The organism is Xanthobacter sp. YC-JY1, assembly GCF_021730305.1.
Taxonomy (GTDB): domain Bacteria; phylum Pseudomonadota; class Alphaproteobacteria; order Rhizobiales; family Xanthobacteraceae; genus Xanthobacter; species Xanthobacter flavus.
Window position 1 is genome coordinate 1581721 of sequence record NZ_CP032674.1, and the last position, 17300, is coordinate 1599020.

Annotated in this window: 16 protein-coding genes and 1 pseudogene; 8 read left to right on the plus strand and 9 right to left on the minus strand. The window is 69.8% G+C overall.

What is annotated here, in order from left to right:
- Window positions 1-10 precede the first annotated feature (10 nt).
- Window positions 11-1348, plus strand: a complete 1338-nt coding sequence (locus D7006_RS07395) for a cobyrinate a,c-diamide synthase (RefSeq protein WP_237356131.1) — start codon at window positions 11-13, stop codon at window positions 1346-1348.
- 3 nt (window positions 1349-1351) lie between these two features.
- Here D7006_RS07395 and D7006_RS07400 read toward each other — a convergent pair whose 3' ends face one another.
- Both D7006_RS07400 and D7006_RS07405 read right to left on the minus strand, forming a co-directional pair.
- Window positions 1352-1978, minus strand: coding sequence for a LysE family translocator (locus D7006_RS07400; protein WP_237356873.1), 627 nt, complete (start codon window positions 1976-1978; stop codon window positions 1352-1354).
- Window positions 1979-2095: 117 nt separating this feature from the next.
- Window positions 2096-2302 (minus strand): hypothetical protein, encoded by a 207-nt coding sequence (locus D7006_RS07405; protein ID WP_237356132.1) that lies wholly within the window; start codon window positions 2300-2302, stop codon window positions 2096-2098.
- A gap of 199 nt (window positions 2303-2501) precedes the next feature.
- Here D7006_RS07405 and D7006_RS07410 point away from each other — a divergent pair, with 199 nt between their 5' ends.
- Together D7006_RS07410 and D7006_RS07415 are read left to right on the plus strand one after the other, a co-directional pair.
- On the plus strand, window positions 2502-2723 hold the full coding sequence (locus D7006_RS07410) for a hypothetical protein (protein ID WP_169122402.1): 222 nt from the start codon (window positions 2502-2504) through the stop codon (window positions 2721-2723).
- A gap of 139 nt (window positions 2724-2862) precedes the next feature.
- A complete protein-coding gene (locus tag D7006_RS07415; RefSeq protein ID WP_305852710.1) occupies window positions 2863-4341 on the plus strand; it encodes an NAD-dependent succinate-semialdehyde dehydrogenase in 1479 nt (492 codons plus the stop codon).
- 158 nt (window positions 4342-4499) lie between these two features.
- Here the strand turns inward: D7006_RS07415 and D7006_RS07420 are convergent, their stop codons facing one another.
- The 4 genes from D7006_RS07420 to D7006_RS07435 all read right to left on the minus strand — a co-directional run bounded on the left by D7006_RS07420 (window position 4500) and on the right by D7006_RS07435 (window position 7891).
- Window positions 4500-4952 carry a carboxymuconolactone decarboxylase family protein gene (locus tag D7006_RS07420; protein WP_237356133.1) on the minus strand — a complete coding sequence of 151 codons (453 nt, stop codon included), beginning with the start codon at window positions 4950-4952 and terminating at the stop codon, window positions 4500-4502.
- A 20-nt stretch (window positions 4953-4972) separates the two neighbouring features.
- Window positions 4973-5734 carry an ABC transporter permease gene (locus tag D7006_RS07425; protein ID WP_169122731.1) on the minus strand — a complete coding sequence of 254 codons (762 nt, stop codon included), beginning with the start codon at window positions 5732-5734 and terminating at the stop codon, window positions 4973-4975.
- Between the two features lie 8 nt (window positions 5735-5742).
- Window positions 5743-6681, minus strand: coding sequence for an ABC transporter ATP-binding protein (locus tag D7006_RS07430; protein ID WP_229643396.1), 939 nt, complete (start codon window positions 6679-6681; stop codon window positions 5743-5745).
- An 85-nt stretch (window positions 6682-6766) separates the two neighbouring features.
- Window positions 6767-7891, minus strand: a complete 1125-nt coding sequence (locus tag D7006_RS07435; protein ID WP_237356134.1) for a TIM44-like domain-containing protein — start codon at window positions 7889-7891, stop codon at window positions 6767-6769.
- Window positions 7892-8065: 174 nt separating this feature from the next.
- On the opposite strand from D7006_RS07435, the gene D7006_RS07440 reads away from it, so the two are divergent.
- Together D7006_RS07440 and D7006_RS07445 are read left to right on the plus strand one after the other, a co-directional pair.
- A complete protein-coding gene (locus tag D7006_RS07440) occupies window positions 8066-9109 on the plus strand; it encodes a hypothetical protein (protein WP_237356135.1) in 1044 nt (347 codons plus the stop codon).
- Between the two features lie 266 nt (window positions 9110-9375).
- Window positions 9376-11310: a diguanylate cyclase domain-containing protein gene (locus tag D7006_RS07445; protein ID WP_237356136.1), complete on the plus strand. Its 1935-nt coding sequence runs from the start codon at window positions 9376-9378 to the stop codon at window positions 11308-11310.
- 17 nt (window positions 11311-11327) lie between these two features.
- Here the strand turns inward: D7006_RS07445 and D7006_RS07450 are convergent, their stop codons facing one another.
- Window positions 11328-13118, minus strand: a complete 1791-nt coding sequence (locus tag D7006_RS07450; RefSeq protein ID WP_237356137.1) for an acyl-CoA dehydrogenase — start codon at window positions 13116-13118, stop codon at window positions 11328-11330.
- Window positions 13119-13271: 153 nt separating this feature from the next.
- On the opposite strand from D7006_RS07450, the gene D7006_RS07455 reads away from it, so the two are divergent.
- From D7006_RS07455 to D7006_RS07465, 3 genes are all read left to right on the plus strand, one after another.
- Window positions 13272-14294, plus strand: coding sequence for an L-threonylcarbamoyladenylate synthase (locus D7006_RS07455; RefSeq protein ID WP_237356138.1), 1023 nt, complete (start codon window positions 13272-13274; stop codon window positions 14292-14294).
- The gene (locus D7006_RS07460; RefSeq protein WP_237356139.1) at window positions 14291-14743 is read left to right on the plus strand and encodes a GNAT family acetyltransferase; all 453 of its coding nucleotides are present in this window, start codon (window positions 14291-14293) and stop codon (window positions 14741-14743) included. Before D7006_RS07455 ends, D7006_RS07460 begins: the two co-directional genes overlap by 4 nt.
- 202 nt (window positions 14744-14945) lie before the next feature.
- Window positions 14946-15875 (plus strand): histone deacetylase family protein, encoded by a 930-nt coding sequence (locus D7006_RS07465; RefSeq protein WP_237356140.1) that lies wholly within the window; start codon window positions 14946-14948, stop codon window positions 15873-15875.
- Window positions 15876-15992: 117 nt separating this feature from the next.
- On the opposite strand, the gene D7006_RS07470 is transcribed toward D7006_RS07465, so the two are convergent.
- Window positions 15993-16268, minus strand: a complete 276-nt coding sequence (locus D7006_RS07470) for a DUF1153 domain-containing protein (RefSeq protein WP_012113328.1) — start codon at window positions 16266-16268, stop codon at window positions 15993-15995.
- A 584-nt stretch (window positions 16269-16852) separates the two neighbouring features.
- A pseudogene (locus tag D7006_RS07475) lies at window positions 16853-17254 on the minus strand (amidase); the annotation flags it as partial.
- Window positions 17255-17300: the final 46 nt, after the last annotated feature.

The window sequence follows — 17300 nt, forward strand, 5'->3', positions numbered from 1 at the left end:
GGCTAGCGGGATGAGCATTCCGACGCCTCGCGGCCTTCTCATCGCCGCCCCGCGCTCCGGCTCGGGCAAGACGACCGTGACGCTCGCCGTGCTGGCGGCACTGCGTCGGCGGGGCAGGGTAGTGCGGGCCATCAAGTCCGGCCCGGATTATATCGACCCCGCCTTCCACGCCGCCGCCACCGGCCGGCCGGGGCTGAACCTCGACAGCTGGGCCATGCCCCCGGCGCTGCTGGATCATCTGGCCGCGCTGGCGGGGGAGGGGGCGGAAATCGTCATCGGCGAGGGGGCCATGGGCCTGTTCGACGGGGTGGCGGTGGAAAAGGGCCGCACCGGCGCGGGGGCGGATGTGGCGGCCCGGCTCGGCCTGCCGGTGCTGCTGGTGCTGGATGTCTCCGGCCAGTCGCAGACGGCGGCGGCGGTGCTGCGCGGCTTCATCGGGCATGATCCGGCGGTGCGCATCGCCGGGGTGGTGCTGAACAAATTGGGCAGCGAGCGGCACGAGCGGATGATCCGCGAGGCCGTCGCGCCGCTGGGCGTGCCGGTGCTCGGCACGCTGCCGCGCACGGCGGACATCGTGCTGCCGGAGCGCCATCTCGGCCTCGTGCAGGCGGGGGAGACGGACGATCTGCCGGCCCGCCTCGCGGCGCTGGCCGATCTTGCCGAGGCGCATTTGGACCTCGACGGCATCCTCGCCGCCGCCGCGCCATTTCGGGCGGTTGAAGGGGAGGGGCAGGGAAACAACGCCGCGCTGCTGCCGCCGCCGGGCCAAAGGATCGCGCTGGCGCAGGATGCCGCCTTCGGCTTCGTCTATGCCCACATGCTCGCCGGCTGGCGCGGGCAAGGGGCGGAGATCGTGCCCTTCTCGCCGCTCGCCGACGCGGCGCCGGATGCGTCCTGCGACGCGCTCTGGCTGCCCGGTGGCTATCCGGAGCTGCACGCAGGCCGGCTTGCGGCGGCGGACCGCTTCCGTGCTGGTGTGCATGCCTTCGCGGCGGCGGGAAAGCCGGTGCATGGGGAGTGCGGGGGCTACATGGCGCTGGGGGCGGGCCTCGTGGATGCCGAGGGCGTCCGCCATGCCATGCTGGGCCTCATCGAGCTGGAAACCAGCTTCGCCAAGCGCCGCATGAATCTGGGCTACCGGCAGGCGCGGCTTCTCGCCCCCTCGCCGCTGGGGTCGGAGGGGGCCGTGGTGCGCGGCCACGAATTCCACTACGCGACCGTGCTCTCGCGCGGGGCCGACCAGCCCCTCGCCGATCTCTCGGACGCCGAAGGCCGTCCCCTCGGCCCTGCGGGCAGCCGCCGGGGCAGCGTCACCGGCAGCTTCTTCCACGCCATCGCGCGGGGGTGAGTCTCACGGATTGCCGTTGCGCACGGCCACGGTGGCGATGCCCGCCCCGATGAGCAGCGAGCCCCCCGCTTTGTTGATGGCGCCGATCACCCGCGGGCTGCGCACCGCGCGGCGGGCGCGGGCGGCGGCGAGCGCATAGCCGAGCGCATTCAGGAAGGCGAGGGTGAGGAATGTCGCCTGAAACACCAGCAATTGCGGCAGGAAGGCCGCGTGCGGGTCGAGGAACTGCGGCAGGAAGGCCACGAAGAAGGTGATGCTCTTGGGGTTCAAGGCCGTCACCAGCCAGGCATGGGCCGTCATCTTCAGCGGCGCCGATCGTTCGGTGCGCGGCGCCGCATCGAGTGTCCCGCCGGCCCGCCAGAGCTTGATGCCGAGATAGACGAGATAGGCCGCACCGGCCCATTTCACCGCAAGGAACACGCTCGCCGACGCGGACAGGAGCGCCCCCACGCCGAGCATGGACAAGGTCATGGCCGTGAAATCGCCGAGCGCGACGCCGACCGCCATGGGCAGGGCCGTCCGCCACCCCTGCCCGAGGGCATAGGACACCACCAGCAGCACGGTGGGGCCGGGAATGACGAGGAGCACGGCCGACGCCGCGGCGAACGCCGCCCATGTTTCGAGCGCCATATCGAGACCCATGGCCCGCTTTCCTTCCGCCGCAGAGACGAGGAGGATGGACGGGGTGCGCAGCGACGGTCAACCGTCGCCTCCGAAGTCGGGTGCCGACTCAGGCTCCCTCAGCCATCAGGCCCCCTTGGCCGTCAGCGCGAGGATACGCTTCGCCACCAGCACGGCGAAGGGAATGGCGACAACGGCGCCGACGGCGGCAGCGATGGGGATGAGGCGCATGTCCTGCCCGGCGAGCGAGGGGAGGGACAGGACGATCAGCACCGCGGCACCTGCAAGGGTGGTGGCCAGCACAAGCCAGACGAGAATCGCAATCTTGAGCATGACAAAGCTCCCGCGGGCAGACGCTCAACTTCTATCCCCTTCCCCAACGGCGCCTTTGATGCGGATCAACGGGAGATGGCCGCCGCGTGTCGCATGCGTTCAGAGCATGACCGGATTGGCGGAAGCGGCGTTATAGTCCTCAGAGGCGCGCCGGTCCGCCGGGCCGCAAGCACGCCCGGTTCCCCACGGGAGGGACGCGATGCAGTGCCAGAACAAGGAAGACGATTTCCGCCAGGCCGTGCTCGACATCGTCGGCGGCAAGGAAGGTCAGGCCATCATCATCCAGGTGGTTGGCGGCAACACCATCACCGGCTTTGCCCCCCTGAGCATCGGCAAGGACTATCTGCGCTGCCAGGTGGCGGCGGGGACCGGGCAGAAGGAGCAGATCGTGCCCTTCCACTCCATCACGTGCGTGCGCTGAATCCTCTGCGTGCGCTGATACCGACCCACTGGTCCGGCTCCGGCTGATCGTATATCCCACGGGCGCCGTCGCGCCCGGCACGAGCGCGCGCCCTTCGGCAGCCCACGGCCGGAGGCAGCAAGACCCAAGGAGCATGTCCATGGCCGCCACCCAGCCCGCCTTCACGTCCGAGGCCCACCGCTTCACCCTGCTGCGCGAAAAGATGCTCATCGGCGGCGCCTGGGTGGATGCCGACGGCGGCGAGACCATCTCCGTCGACAATCCGGCCACCGGCGAGATCATCGGCACCATTCCGAAGGCGGGCGCCGCCGAGACGCGCCGCGCCATCGAGGCCGCCGCCGAGGCCTTCAAGACCTGGCGCGCCACCACCGCCGCCGAGCGCGCGGGCAAGCTGCACAAGCTCGCCGACCTGATCCTCGCCAATGCCGACGAGCTGGCGCTCATCCTCACCACCGAGCAGGGCAAGCCGCTGGCCGAGGCCAAGGGCGAGATCGGTGGGTCGGCCGCCTATGTGCGCTGGTTCGCCGAGGAAGCCCGCCGCCTCTATGGCGACGTGATCCCCTCGCCGTGGCCCAACCGCCGCATCCTCGTCACCAAGGAGCCGGTGGGCGTGTGCGCGGCGGTGACGCCGTGGAATTTCCCCTCCTCCATGCTCTCGCGCAAGATCGGCGCGGCGCTGGCGGCCGGCTGCACCGTGGTGTGCAAGCCCTCCGAGCTGACCCCCTATTCGGGCCTCGCCTGGGGCGTGCTGGCGGAGATGGCCGGCATCCCGGCGGGTGTCGTCAACATCGTGGTGGGCGATGCCCCGTCCATCGGCGGCGAGATGACCTCCAACCCGGCGGTCAAGAAGGTGACGTTCACCGGCTCGACCCCCGTCGGCAAGCTGCTGATGAAGCAGTCCGCCGACACCATGAAGAAGATTTCGCTGGAGCTGGGCGGCAACGCACCCTTCCTCGTCTTCGACGACGCCGACCTCGACCTTGCCGTGGAGCAGGCCATCGCCTCCAAGTATCGCAACGTGGGCCAGACCTGCGTCTGCGCCAACCGCTTCTACGTGCAGGCGGGCATCTATGACGCCTTCGCGGCGAAGTTCGCCGAGGCCTCGAAGAAGCTGAAGGTGGGCAATGGCGTGGACGAGGGCGTCGTGGCCGGCCCGCTGATCGACGAACGGGCGCTGGCCAAGGTGGAGCGGCTCCTTCAGGACGCCCTCGACAAGGGCGCCAGCATCCTCACCGGCGGCAAGCAGCCGGCGCTGGGCGGCACCTTCTTCGAGCCCACCGTGCTCGCCAATGCCACGCAGGACATGGCCTTCGCCCGCGACGAGATCTTCGGCCCGCTGGCGCCGCTGTTCAAGTTCGAGACGGAGGAGGAGGCGGTCTCCTACGCCAACGCCACCGAATACGGCCTCGCCTGCTACTTCTTCACCAAGGACCTCGGCCGCGCCTTCCGCGTTTCCGAGCAGTTGCAGTACGGGCAGGTGGGCGTCAATGCCGGCGTCATCACCACCGAGGTGGCGCCTTTCGGCGGCGTGAAGGAGAGCGGCGTCGGCCGCGAGGGCTCCAAGTATGGCTGCGACGACTACCTGAACATCAAGTACGTCTGCATGGGCGGCATCTGAGGCAGGAGAGCCGCCCGGCAATCCGAACAAGCGTCATGCCCGGCCTTGTGCCGGGCATCCACGTCGGGCCGATCGAAACAATTATCCAAAATGTGTTCCCGGCCTCGCCACGTGGATGGCCGGGACAAGCCCGGCCATGACGGCGGTGGCCGGCGCCCTCACGCCTCGAAATTGAAGGCGATGCCGATCCGGTTCCAGGCATTGATGGTGGCGATCGCGACGGTGAGGAACATGGCCTCGTCCGCCGAGAATTCCTCCAGCACCGCCTCCCAGGCATCCTGCGAGGCCGCGCCGGTGCCAAGCAGAGTCAGTTCCTCGGTCCAGGCAAGCGCCGCCTTCTCCCGCTCGGAGAACGCGGAGGCCTCCTCCCAGGCCGCCAGCAGGTTCAGCTTCTCCTGCGGCACGCCGGCCTTGCGGGCGACGCCGAGATGGAACTTCAGGCAGAAGGCGCAGCCATTGAGCTGCGAGGCGCGCACCTTCACCAGCTCGGTCAGCCCCTTGTCGAGGCCGGTGGCGTCCACGCCCTTGGTGAGGGCGGCGAGGCCGGCATAGATATCCGGCGCGCGCTCGGTGAACGCCTTGTAGGTGGGGCGGGCAAAGTCTTCGGACATGATGGGCCTTTCGGGGCGGGTCAGCTCTTGAGCCGGTAGCCGGTGCGGAACATCCAGCGCACGATGAGCAGGCAGGCGATGAGGAAGGCCAGCGTCATGGCCGCGCTCACCTCCACCCGCACGTCGGCGGTGCCGAAGAAGCTCCAGCGGAATCCGGCCACCAGGTAGACGACGGGGTTGAACAGGGTGACGGTGCGCCACACCGGCGGCAGCATGTCCAGCGAATAGAAGGTGCCACCGAGGAAGGTGAGGGGCGTGATGACCAGCATGGGGATGAGCTGCAGCCGCTCGAACCCGTCCGCCCAGATGCCGATGATGAAGCCGAACAGCGAGAAGGTGACGGCGGTGAGCACGAGGAAGGTCAGCATCCAGAACGGGTGCCGCACCTCCATGGGCACGAACAAAGCGGCCGTGGCGAGGATGATGAGGCCGAGCAGCACCGATTTCGTCGCCGCCGCTCCCACATAGCCCGCCACGATCTCGAACGGCGAGACCGGGGCCGACAGCAGCTCGTAGATGGTACCGGTGAAGCGCGGGAAGTAGATGGCGAAGGCTGCGTTGCTGATGGATTGCGTCAGCAGCGTCAGCATCATCAGGCCGGGCACGATGAAGGCGCCGTAGGGCACGCCCCCCACTTCAGACATGCGCGAGCCGATGGCCGAGCCGAACACGACGAAATAGAGCGAGGTGGACAGCACGGGCGAGACGATGCTCTGGCCGATGGTGCGGCGCGTGCGGTTCATCTCGTAGGTGTAGATGGCGCGGATGGCTGGCAGGTTCACTTGCAGGTTCACGAGCGCCTCACCAGGCTGACGAAGATATCCTCGAGCGAGCTTTGCTCCGTGTGGAGATCGCGGAAGGCGATGCCCTCGGCGGACAGCGCCTCCAGAAGGGCGGTGATGCCGTGGTCGCGGCCTTCGCTACCCTCGGCGGTCGTGACATAGCTGTAGGTCAGGCAGCCGCCGCCATCGGAGAGGGTCAGGTTGAACGGGGCAAGGCGCGCCGGGATGGTCGCGAGGGGGGCGTTCAGCTCCACCGAGAGCTTCTTCTTGCCCAGCGTCTTCATCAGCGCGGCCTTCTCCTCCACGAGGATCAGCTCGCCCCGGCTGATGACGCCCACCCGGTCGGCCATCTCCTCGGCCTCTTCCAGATAATGGGTGGTGAGGATGATGGTGACGCCGGAATCGCGCAGCTCGCGCACGAGGCGCCACATGTCGCGCCTGAGCTCCACGTCCACGCCCGCGGACGGCTCGTCGAGGAACAGCACCTCCGGCTCGTGGGCCAGCGCCTTGGCGATGAGCACGCGCCGCTTCATGCCGCCCGAAAGGGTCATGATGCGCGAATCGCGCTTCTCCCAGAGGGAGAGGCTGCGGATGACCTTCTCCACATAAGCGGGATCGGGCTTCTTCCCGAACAGGCCGCGGGAGAAGCTCACGGTCGCGAACACGCTCTCGAAGGCTTCGGCGGTCAGCTCCTGCGGCACGAGGCCGATGCGCGAGCGGGTCTCGCGATATTGGGAGACGATGTCGAAGCCGGACACCGTGACGCTGCCCGCCGTGGGCTTCACGAGGCCGCAGATGATGGAGATGAGGGTGGTCTTGCCCGCGCCGTTGGGGCCGAGAAGGGCGAAGATCTCGCCGCGCCGGATATCCAGCGAGACGTTGTTGAGGGCCGTGTGGCCCGTTGCGTAGGTCTTGCTGAGGCCTGAGACGGTAATGACGTTCGGCATGGGCGCCTTATAACGCGTTCCGCCCGGGCGTGGACCCGGGCGGATGTAAATTCTAAATTCGCGTGGGTGTCCGAAGCGCCCGCGCTCAGGTCTCCTGAATGGCGCTGAGCAGCCACGGGCCGGCGCCGAACGGGCCGCGTTCGCGCACGAAGGTCCAGATTTCCGTCGTCTCGCCCACGGCGTCGGAGCCGGAGGTGACGCGGCCGGTGGTGCGGTCCACCATCTGGTCGCGGATGGCGTAGCGCAGGGCAACGGTCACGTAATCGCGCATGCCCTCGCGCCAGGCTTCGGCCACGTCGCCCTGCAGCAGCTTCACGTCGGAGACCTGATTGCGCAGGCCCTTCTCCGCATTGTCGCGCAGCTCGTCGCCGAGGAAGCCAAACATTTCCGGCGTGGTGTTCGCCTTCAGCTCGCCCTGGTCCTCGCGGGAGAAGGCGGTCTGGATGGTGGAAAGCAGGCGCTCGAACGTGTCGAGGTCCGCCGGCAGCACGCCGATCTCGTCCGTCTTGCCGCCACGGGCCGGGGACGCGGAGGGCTGGGGCGGAACCGGGCCACCGGCCATTCCGGCGCCCATTCCACCGCCGACACCATAGCCGGACATCGGGCCGCTGTTCATCGGAGCGCCGGGGTTGGGCCCGCCGGGGGTGGGACCACCGGGCATCGGCCCGCCCGACATGGAGCGGCCGTAGCCGGCGGCGGCCGGGGTCGGGTTGCGGCTGCGCAGGAAGCGCATCACCAGGAAGATGACGCCGGCGATGAGGGCCACCTGCAGCAGCAGGCCGAGCATGCCCGCCATGCCGCCGAGGCCGCCGCCGAACAGCATGCCCACGAGGCCGCCGATGAGTAGGCCGCGCATCAGCGCGCCGCCGAAGCCGCTGCCGAACATGGAGGGGCGCGCCGCCGTCTGCGGCCGGGCGGCGGGATTGGTCGCCTGCGGGCCGGGCTGGGGCGTGGTGGAGCGCTGGATAGGCGCCGCGGTGCTCGGGGCGGTCTGGGTCGGGGCCGGCGACTGGAAGGTCCGGGTGCCCCGGCTGCCGAAGGAGCCGCCCTGCCGCGCGTCGGCCTGATCGGCGACGACGAGGCTCAGCGCCATCGCGACGGCGATGGCCGCAATCCCGGAAACCTTGCGCGAACCCTTGCTAAATCTAGACATCTGTCCTCGATCCTCCCGCGCGGCGACTTCCGCACCGCTGCGCATTCCCTCGGACATATGGGAGGCTCGGAGCGTTTTGCGAGGGGCGGCCGCGCGATAATTTCCCTTACGTCATGTGCGCCACCCTGGCACCGGGACAACGGTGCCGTGGGGAGAGGTCGCGCTTTCCCGCCGGTGGATCGCACTGCTAAGGTCCGCCCGCCCCCGGACGACCGAGTTGCGGAGATCGTGATGCCTGCCTTGGAGATGCCTGCCTTCGAAACGCGCGTCTCGCGCCCCGGCGCCCGTCACAGCCTCGCCGCCCTCTTCGCCGTCCCGCTCCTGGCCGGCGCCCTCCTCGCCGCTTTTCCCGCGAAGGCGGAGCCGCTGGGGGTCACGGTGCGCAACGAGAGCGTCAACGCCACCTGCGCCGAGACCGACAACGTGACGCTTAAGCTGGTGTCGGACAAGGTGCAGAAGTTCAACATCAGCGTGCGCCACCCCGCTTATCTCGGCATGCTGCTGGTGGACAACACCGATCCCGACTGGGAAACCTGCGACATGTCCGGCGATCCGGTGGTGCCGGCCGATGCCAAGGCCCCGCAGCCGCCCACCGCCGCGCCCAAGCGCATCACCATCTTCGAGACGCCGGACATGTGGCTGACCGGCTTCGTCTTCCCCACCTTCTGGCGGGCGGCGACCGTGCCCTTCCGCATCGGCGGAGACGTGACGCAGGGCCTCCACATGGTGCAGCTCTGGGTGCGCGCCGAGGGCAAGGCCGAGGAGGTGCTGGTGGTCTACCCGCCGGACGGCTACTGGCGCGCGCGGCCCATGTCGCCGGCCCACATGCGCGACACCGCCTATGGCTCGTCTTTCCTCGTCGGCCCGGTGGAGCAGGCCGAGCGGCCCATCGTGCGGCTGAAGGAAGTGGATTTCGCCCCGCAGACCCGCACCTTCACGCTGCATTTCGCCGCCGGGGGCAAGGCGCGGATGCAGGTGGTGAAGGCGGGGTCGGATGAAGTGCGCCTGGAGGTCCAGCTCGACGGCACCCCGCCCGGCACCTTCGCCGCTTTGCGCTCCATGTATGTGACGGAGGGGAATGCGGATGTCGCCCGCGTCGCGTGGCGCAGCCTTGGCAGCGGCAAGGGCGGCGCCGGCGGCATCATGGGCGAGGCGCCGGTGCTCTCCTTCGCCGATGCGCAGAACGCCTCCATGCTGTGGGCCGGCCGCCTCGTGCCCTCGCGTCACAACACCAGCGCACCGGATTTCATCTTCGACGGCTTCCAGGGACGCTGAAACGACCTTATGATACCGTCGTTTGTTGCATTTTGCGATTCATGCGAAAACCATGATCCGCGATGCACCTTGAATGGCATGGCGGCTCACGCGTAAGTCGTGTTTGCGGCGAAGACGGGAGGGTTCTCCGCCGCAATCCAGCGTGCCGGTCCCGACAGGGAGCGGCCGGCCCTCATCAAGGTGAGATGCGCCCGTACACCATGCAGCCCGTGGGCCCGCCGACGGTGAAGCCGCCGGTTCCCCCGGCCCCGGACAGCCCCACCGGAATGGACGCGCCCGCGTTCGCGCCGCCGGGGCCGCCTGCGCCGCGCGGGTCCGCCGCCGATCTCGTCACCGACCTCACCCTCTTCGCCCTGTTCTATGGCGGCCTGCTCATCGCCTTCACCGAGATGGGCCGCCGGCTCGGGGTCTATCCGGCGGTGTGGCCCACCGACGCGCTGGCGGTGGGTGTCTATTTCCTCATGTTCCGGGATGCGGTGGGGCGGCTCTCCGCCGTCGTCGCCCTCGTCTCCATCGTCGTCCATCTGGTGGCGTTCGGGCATGACGTCGGCACGGCGCTGGCCGCCGGCTGCGCCAATGCGCTGACCTTCGCCCTGGTGGGCTGGGGCTGCGTGCGCGCGGGCATGGAGCGGGGGGCGCTGCGCAGCGTGCCCATGGTGGTCAGCCTCGGCGTGGTCGCGGTGGCCGGCACACTGCCGGGCGCCATCATCACCGCCTTCGTCCAGTTCATCGACACCAATGGCGCGTTCGGGCCGCTGCTGCTGCGCTGGTGGATTCCCGAAATGGCGAGCGTGGTGCTGCTGCTGCCGCCCTTCCTGCTGTGGCACGGGCGCGCGGAAGACGTGGGCCTGCGCGGCAGCGAGGGCCGCCGCCCGAAATTCTCCCGCGAGGAGGAGCTGGCCTTCGCCAGCCTCACGCTGGCCGCGTCGCTGGTGGCGAGCGCCTATTATCGCGAGCCGCTGCTGCGCGACCTCGGCGGCGCCATCCTCCTGTGGTTCGCCTTCCGCCTCGGCCTGTTCGCCACGGCGGTGGCCTCCAGCGCCTATGCGCTGGCCGTGCTGGGGCTGGGCATGGCCCAGGTCTGGCCGCAGCCGCTGCTTCTGACCGATCTCGTTGCCACCATGCTGCGCCTTCAGGCGCGGCTCGTGCTCGTCATGCTGCCGGCGCTGCTGATCGCCGCCATCATGGCCCAGCGCAGCCGCCAGCAGCGCGAGGTGCAGGAAGACCGCCGCCGCCTCGCTTATGCTCTGGAAGGCGCCAATGACGGCATCTGGGACTGGCACTTGCCGTCCGACGCCGTGTTCTTCAGCGCCCGCGCCCACCGGATGCTCGGCCTCGACCCCGACCACGCGAAGAAGCGGCTGACGGACTATGGCGAGGTGGTCCATCCCGAGGACCTGCCCGCCGTCGCCAAGTCGCTGAAGGACCATGCCGAGGGCCGGCACCTGCTGTTCCAGGCGGAGATGCGGGCGCGGCATCGCAACGGCAGCTGGCTGTGGGTGCTGGTGCGCGGCAAGATCGTCGAGCGCGATCCGGTGGGCCGGCCGACCCGGGCGGTGGGCACCGTCACCGACATTTCCCAGCGCAAGCATCTGGAAGCCGCGCTGGAGCACGCCGCCTCCCACGATCCGCTCACCGGCCTGTCCAACCGCGCCGGTTTCGACCGGGCGCTGGAGCAGGCGCGCCGCCGCCTCGTGCGCGACGGCGCGCTGTTCGCGGTGGTGCTTATCGACATCGATTATTTCAAGTCGGTCAACGACCAGCACGGCCACATGGCCGGCGACCTGCTGCTGACCACCGCGGCGCGGCGGCTGCAATCGGCCATCCGCGCCGGCGACCTCGTGGCCCGCTATGGCGGCGACGAGTTCGCCATCATCGCCGCCGGCAAGAGCCGGGAGGAATTCGCCGCCATGGCGGACCGCCTGCACAAGCACCTGTCGCGGCCGGTGGAGGTGGAGGGGCTGGTGCTGCCGTCCTCCTTCTCCCTCGGCATGGCGGTGGCTGATGACCGCACGCTGGATGCCGCCGCCCTCATCGCCGAGGCCGACGCGGCGCTCTATGCGGCCAAGGATGCCGGCCGCGGCACCTGGCGCGCGGTGGGCATCGCCGCCCGCACCGCCGAGGAAGCCGCCCACGAGACCCCGCGCCGCCAGATGCTCCCGCATTCCGGCCTGCGCGCCGATCGCCGCCCGCCGCAATAGCGGGCGGCGTCCCGCGCTCACCCGAGGGCGTGCACGGCCTCCGCCTCCAGCACGCCGCCGGCGCCGCCATTGACGACCTCTTCCAGCCCCTTGGCTTCCACCGCGAGATTCTCCGCGAAGAAGCGCGCCACCGTGATGCGGGCGGCCAGGCGGGGATCGGTGGCGCCGGCCGCGCGCTCGGCATAGGCGGCGAGGGCGGTCCGGGCGAGGAAGGCGCCGCCGGCCGCGCGGGCATAGAGCCGCAGATAGGGGGTGGCGGTGGCCAGCGCCTTGGCCGGCTCGTCGGCCACGCGGTCCAGCATCACCCGCGTCGCGCGGCCCAGCGCGTCCACGGCCTCGGCGAGGCGCGGGCCGGCATGGCCGAAGTCGGGCGCGTTGAGGGCCGAGACCTCTTCCGCCGTTTCGCGATAATCGGCGATCAGCGCGTTCACCACATCGCCGCCCTCCTGGGGCAGCTTGCGGGTGACGAGGTCGATGGCCTGGATGCCGTTGGTGCCTTCATAGATGGCGAAGATGCGGGCATCGCGCAGGTGCTGGGCGGCGCCCGTCTCCTCCACATAGCCCATGCCGCCGTGCACCTGGATGCCCAGCGACGACACCTCGATGCCGGCATCGCTGGAGAAGGCCTTGGCCACCGGGGTCAGCAGGCTCGCCTCGGCCAAAGCGGCGGCGCGGGCGATGGGGTCGGGCAAGAGGCGCGAGCGGTCGAGCGCGTCGGCGGTCTTCAGGCAGAGCGCGCGGGCGGCGTCGGTCTCGGCGCGCATGGTGAGCAGCATGCGCTTCACGTCCGGATGGGCGATGATGGGGGCGGAGCCCTCCACCCCCGCCGCCTTGCCCTGCTTGCGATCCCTCGCAAAGGCGAAGGCGCGCTGGGTGGCGCGCTCGGCCACCGCCACGCCCTGCACGCCGACGGCGAGGCGGGCGTTGTTCATCATGGTGAACATGCAGGCGAGGCCGCGGTTTTCCTCGCCCACGAGATAGCCGATGGCGCCCTCGCCCTTCTCGCCGAAGGTCATGGTGCAGGTGGGCGAGCCGTGCAGGCCCAGCTTGTGCTCGATGCCGGCGCAGACCGCATCGTTGCGCGCGCCGAGGCTGCCGTCCGCATTCACCAGGAATTTCGGCACCACGAACAGCGAGATGCCCTTGGTGCCGGCCGGCGCGTCCGGCAGGCGGGCGAGCACGAGGTGGACGATGTTCTCGGCGATGTCGTGCTCGCCATAGGTGATGAAGATCTTGGTGCCGAAAATGCGGTAGGTGCCGTCCGCCTGCTTCACCGCCTTGCTGCGCAGGGCGGCAAGGTCCGAGCCCGCCTGCGGCTCGGTGAGGTTCATGGTGCCGGTCCAGGTGCCGGACACCAGCTTAGGCAGGAAGATGTGCTGCAGCTCGGCCGAGCCGTGGGCGGTCAGCGCTTCGATGGCGCCGAGGGTGAGCACCCCGCAGATGCCGAAGGCGGGGGAGGCGGCATTCCAGAATTCGGTGAGCGCCGAGGTGACGGAGGTGGGCAGGTTCTGGCCGCCGAACTCCTCCTCCGCCGCGACGCCGCTCCAGCCGGCCTCGCTCCACGCCTCATAGGCGGCGCGCATGCCCTCCGGCGTCGTCACGGCGCCATCCTTGAGGGTGCAGCCCTGCTTGTCCGCCACGCGGTCGAAGGGGGCGATGACGGAGCCGGCGAACTTGCCGGCCTCGTCCAGCACGGCGTCCACCACGTCGAAGGAGAGGTCGACGAGGCCCTGGGCCATCAGGCTGGGAAGCGAGGTGGACGTCTTGAGGAAATAGGAGACCTCTTCCACCGGCGCGCGATAGCTCACTGGACCCTCCCTTAAGGTTTGGGACGCCGGCTTGACCGCTCCGGGCGGGCACGCTCTAAGCACGGCGATTGCCGGTCTCCCACATCGCGGCGCCGGCCTCCTACGTCAAGAGGCGCGCCCTGACCCATTGGTCGGGGGGCGCGGGTTCCAGCCATGGCCGTGTCCGCTCCCGATCGCTCCACCCGGCTCCTCGACGCCCATGCGCCGGGCGCGGTGGAGGAGGCCGCGCGGCTGCTGGCGGCCGGCGGGCTGGTGGCCTTCCCGACCGAGACGGTCTACGGCCTCGGCGCCGATGCCGCGAATCCGGATGCGGTGGCCGCCCTCTATGCCGCCAAGGGCCGCCCGGCCTTCAACCCGCTCATCGCCCACACCGCCGATGCCGCAGCCGCCCGTCGCCTCGGCCTCTTCAATGATGCGGCGGCGCTGCTTGCCGAGCGCTTCTGGCCGGGTCCGCTGACTTTGGTCGTGCCGTTTGCGGGAGGTGAGGGCGTGTGCGACCTCGCTCGCGCCGGGCTCGACACGGTGGGCCTGCGCGTGCCCGATGATCCCGATGCGCAGGCGCTGCTCGCGGCCTTCGGCGGCGCGGTGGTGGCGCCCAGCGCCAACCGCTCCGGCCATGTCTCCCCCACCGAGGCCGGCCATGTGATGGACGACCTCGCTGGCCGCATCGATGCGGTGCTGGATGGCGGGCTGACGCCCGTGGGGGTGGAATCGACCATCGTCGACTGCACCGGCGCCGATCCCGTGCTGCTGCGCCCCGGCGGGCTGGCGCGGGAGGAGATCGAGGCGGCGCTGGGCCGGCCCCTGCTGCTCCCCGTTTCCGAGAGCGATGCCGCGCCCTTGGCGCCCGGCCGTCTCGCCTCCCATTACGCGCCGCGCGCCGCGCTGCGGCTCGATGCCGACGCGGTGGCGCAAGGCGAGGCGCTGCTCACCTTCGCCGGCGCCCGCCCGCCCGGCAGCACGGCGGCGGCTGTTGTCCTCGACCTGAGCCCCGCCGGCAGCCTCACCGAGGCGGCCGCCCGGCTCTATGGCGCCCTGCGCAGTCTCGATGCGGCGGGCGTTGACGCCATCGCCGTGGTTCCCCTGCCGCGGGAAGGTCTCGGCGAAGCCATCGCCGATCGCCTCGCCCGCGCCGCCGCACCCCGTCCCCCCTCCGATCGCGAGATGCCGCAATGACCACCCAGACCCTCGACGTCGACGGCCTCACCATCGCCATCGGCCACGCCACCGACGCCGATACCGAGGCGCTGGCGGCGCTCTGGGAGCGGGCGGGGCTCACCCGTCCGTGGAACGATCCCCATGCGGACATCGCCCTGGCCCGGCGCGGGCCGCATTCCACCATCCTGGTGGCGCGGGAAGGCGGGCGCATTGCCGGTTCGGCCATGGTGGGCCACGACGGGCACCGGGGCTGGGTCTATTACCTCGCGGTGGAGCCGGACCTGCAGGGCCGTGGCCTCGGCCGGGCGCTGCTGCGCGCGGTGGAAGACTGGCTGCGTGCCCGCGCTATCCCGAAGCTGATGCTGCTCGTGCGCCCGGACAACGAGAAGGTCCGCGGCTTCTATGCCGCCGAGGGCTATGTGGAGGAGCCGCGCATCGTCTTCTCCCGCCGCCTCGACGGGAATTGAGGGTTTCTAGCGGTTCTCGCTCAGACGCCGCGCGGGCTTTTAGGGCGCGCCTCCGGCCCACGCCGCACCCAAAGGGATGAGGCCATTGGGCCGTGCGGCGGCAATAGTCTTGATCCGGCGCAACATCCTCCCGGTGTCGCTGGAATATGGTATGGCACAAGAAAGAACGTAAAGATTGCGCCAAGGGAGGGCGTTCCGATCCATGTCCACGCTGCTCGTCACCCATCCCGCTGGTCTCAGCCACGCAACGCCTGCCGGTCACCCCGAGCGCGCTGACCGGCTCCGCGTGCTGGATCGCATCTTCGAGCAGGAGAAGTTCTCGCACCTCGTGCGCGATCTCGCGCCGCGCGGCGAGCGGGAGGACATCATCCGGGTGCATCCGGGCGACTTCGTGGACGCCATGGGCGAGGCCGTGCCGCAGGACGGGCTGGTGCGCATCGATTCCGACACCATCCTCTCACCCGGCAGCTGGGAAGCCGCCCTGCGCGCGGTGGGCGGCGCCTGCTTCGCGGTGGATGAGGTGATGGAAGGCAAGGTCACCAACGCCTTCGTCGCCATGCGCCCGCCGGGCCATCATTGCGAGACGCGCAAGCCCATGGGCTTCTGCCTGATGAACCAGGTCGCCATCGCCGCGCGCCATGCGCAGGCGAAGTACGGGCTCCAGCGCGTCGCCATCGTGGATTTCGACGTCCATCACGGCAACGGCACGCAGGAGATCTTCTGGGCCGACGACAGCGTGCTCTACTGCTCCACCCACGAGATGCCGCTCTATCCCGGCACCGGGGCGCAGGGCGAGACGGGCGCGGTGAACACCATCGTCAACGCCCCGCTGCGCTCGGGCGACGACGGTGCGGTGTTCAAGGAGGCGATGGAGACGCGCATCCTGCCGCGCATCACCTCGTTCGCGCCGGACCTGATCCTGATCTCGGCCGGCTTCGACGCGCACGTGCGCGATCCGCTCGCATCGCTGCGTCTCGTGGACACCGATTTCGGCTGGATCACGCGCCGGCTGATGGAGATCGCCGACAAGAAGTGCGAGGGCCGCGTGGTCTCGCTGCTTGAAGGCGGCTACGACCTGGAAGGCCTCGCCACCTCCGCCGCCGCCCACGTCACCGCGCTGATGCACGGCTGAGGCGGGGCGAAGGCCGGGGAGCCCGGTTCGCGCGTTCGCCACAAAGCCCGCGCGGCGCTTGAGCGAAAACCACGCAAAAACCCGCGCGGCGCCGGTCATGGACCGGCGCCGTCGCTTTTACTGCCGGTAGTGCTGGATGCGCGTGGTGCGCAGGCCGGGCAGGCCGTGGCGGTCGATGGAGGCCTGCCACGAGAGGAATTCGTCCACGGTGAGGGTGTAGCGCTTGCAGGCTTCCTCAAGGGAGAGGAGCCCGCCGCGTACGGCTGCCACCACCTCCGCCTTGCGGCGGATGACCCAGCGCCGCGTATCCGGCGGCGGCAGGTCGGCGATGGTGAGGGGTCCCCCGTCCGGCCCGATCACATATTTGACCCTCGGCCGATAGGCATCGGTCATGTCTACGCACCTGTTACTCAAACCAACTCCGATGAAGATGGCAGGTGCCGATGAAGACTTTGCTAAAGCATGGAAATAAAAGGATTTTTACTTGTCTTAATGGGGCCTGAACAGGACCTTCCCGAAGCGTAAACACAAGGCTCAGCTTTCGCATTTTGCGAAGCGGGCAAGTTTTCGGCTCATGGTGTTGAAAAGAAAGGCGGCTCGGGCTTGGCCGCAGGGCGGCGCCGGGGCGGGGAGACGCCGACGATTCAGCACTTGTTCAGCTGTCTTAATGGATCACGAAGTAATGATTGGGCGCCTGCGGGGGGCGTGCGTGCGCTGCAATATGGGTTTTGTTGGCCCGGCGTCGCGGGGGGTGGCCTTTCCCTCACCGCCCTCACGTCCCGGCTTGTAAGGGGCATCACCTTCCCTTCACCGCCGTCATGCCCGGGCTTGTCCCGGGCAACCACGTCGGGCCGACGGGACGATGGACGCAGATGTGTTCCCGACCGATCCACGTGGATGGCCGGGACAAGCCCGGCCATGACGGTGGTTTGGGGCGGGGAGGGTGGCGCAGGGCGGGATAGGCCGCCCTGTCGGTCCTAGGCCTGCGACGCGGCCTGCCGGCCGCTCACATAAGCGCGCCAGCCGCCCAGTGCGGTGATTTCCTCGGCCTGGGCCACGGCATGGGCCTCGCACAGGAAGCCCGGCACTTCCGAGCCGTCCTCCAGCCGGAGCTTGCCCACCCCCAGCGGGGCGGGGATGGCGGCGACGAAGCGGCCGAAGGCGGCCGGCTCCAGCGCCCACACCTCCACCTCCAGCCCCGGCCCGGAAAAGCCGGGGGCGCGCACCACGCCGGGCTTGCGCGGCGTGGTGTCGGGCAGGACGAAGAGGCGATAGTCCGGCGCGGTGCGGCAGCTCTTCACCAGCACGCCGCCGGCGCCGGTGAGCTCGCCGTTGAGGGGCATTCCCGTGAGGTGCGCGCCCACCACGGCGATGGGCACGGCATCCGGCGGGAGAGAGGCGCGAGCGCCGCTGAGCGGGGTCTCG

Bases quoted from the DNA above. Each gene is read 5' to 3' on its own strand.
- D7006_RS07405 (WP_237356132.1), bottom strand. From the start codon at position 2,302: ATGCTCAAGATTGCGATTCTCGTCTGGCTTGTGCTGGCCACCACCCTT.
- D7006_RS07400 (WP_237356873.1), bottom strand. From the start codon at position 1,978: ATGGCGCTCGAAACATGGGCGGCGTTCGCCGCGGCGTCGGCCGTGCTC.
- D7006_RS07435 (WP_237356134.1), bottom strand. From the start codon at position 7,891: ATGTCCGAGGGAATGCGCAGCGGTGCGGAAGTCGCCGCGCGGGAGGAT.
- D7006_RS07415 (WP_305852710.1), top strand. From the start codon at position 2,863: ATGGCCGCCACCCAGCCCGCCTTCACGTCCGAGGCCCACCGCTTCACC.
- D7006_RS07455 (WP_237356138.1), top strand. From the start codon at position 13,272: ATGGCCGTGTCCGCTCCCGATCGCTCCACCCGGCTCCTCGACGCCCAT.
- D7006_RS07470 (WP_012113328.1), bottom strand. From the start codon at position 16,268: ATGACCGATGCCTATCGGCCGAGGGTCAAATATGTGATCGGGCCGGAC.
- D7006_RS07460 (WP_237356139.1), top strand. From the start codon at position 14,291: ATGACCACCCAGACCCTCGACGTCGACGGCCTCACCATCGCCATCGGC.
- D7006_RS07410 (WP_169122402.1), top strand. From the start codon at position 2,502: ATGCAGTGCCAGAACAAGGAAGACGATTTCCGCCAGGCCGTGCTCGAC.
- D7006_RS07445 (WP_237356136.1), top strand. From the start codon at position 9,376: ATGGACGCGCCCGCGTTCGCGCCGCCGGGGCCGCCTGCGCCGCGCGGG.
- D7006_RS07430 (WP_229643396.1), bottom strand. From the start codon at position 6,681: ATGCCGAACGTCATTACCGTCTCAGGCCTCAGCAAGACCTACGCAACG.
- D7006_RS07465 (WP_237356140.1), top strand. From the start codon at position 14,946: ATGTCCACGCTGCTCGTCACCCATCCCGCTGGTCTCAGCCACGCAACG.
- D7006_RS07420 (WP_237356133.1), bottom strand. From the start codon at position 4,952: ATGTCCGAAGACTTTGCCCGCCCCACCTACAAGGCGTTCACCGAGCGC.
- D7006_RS07395 (WP_237356131.1), top strand. From the start codon at position 11: ATGAGCATTCCGACGCCTCGCGGCCTTCTCATCGCCGCCCCGCGCTCC.
- D7006_RS07440 (WP_237356135.1), top strand. From the start codon at position 8,066: ATGCCTGCCTTGGAGATGCCTGCCTTCGAAACGCGCGTCTCGCGCCCC.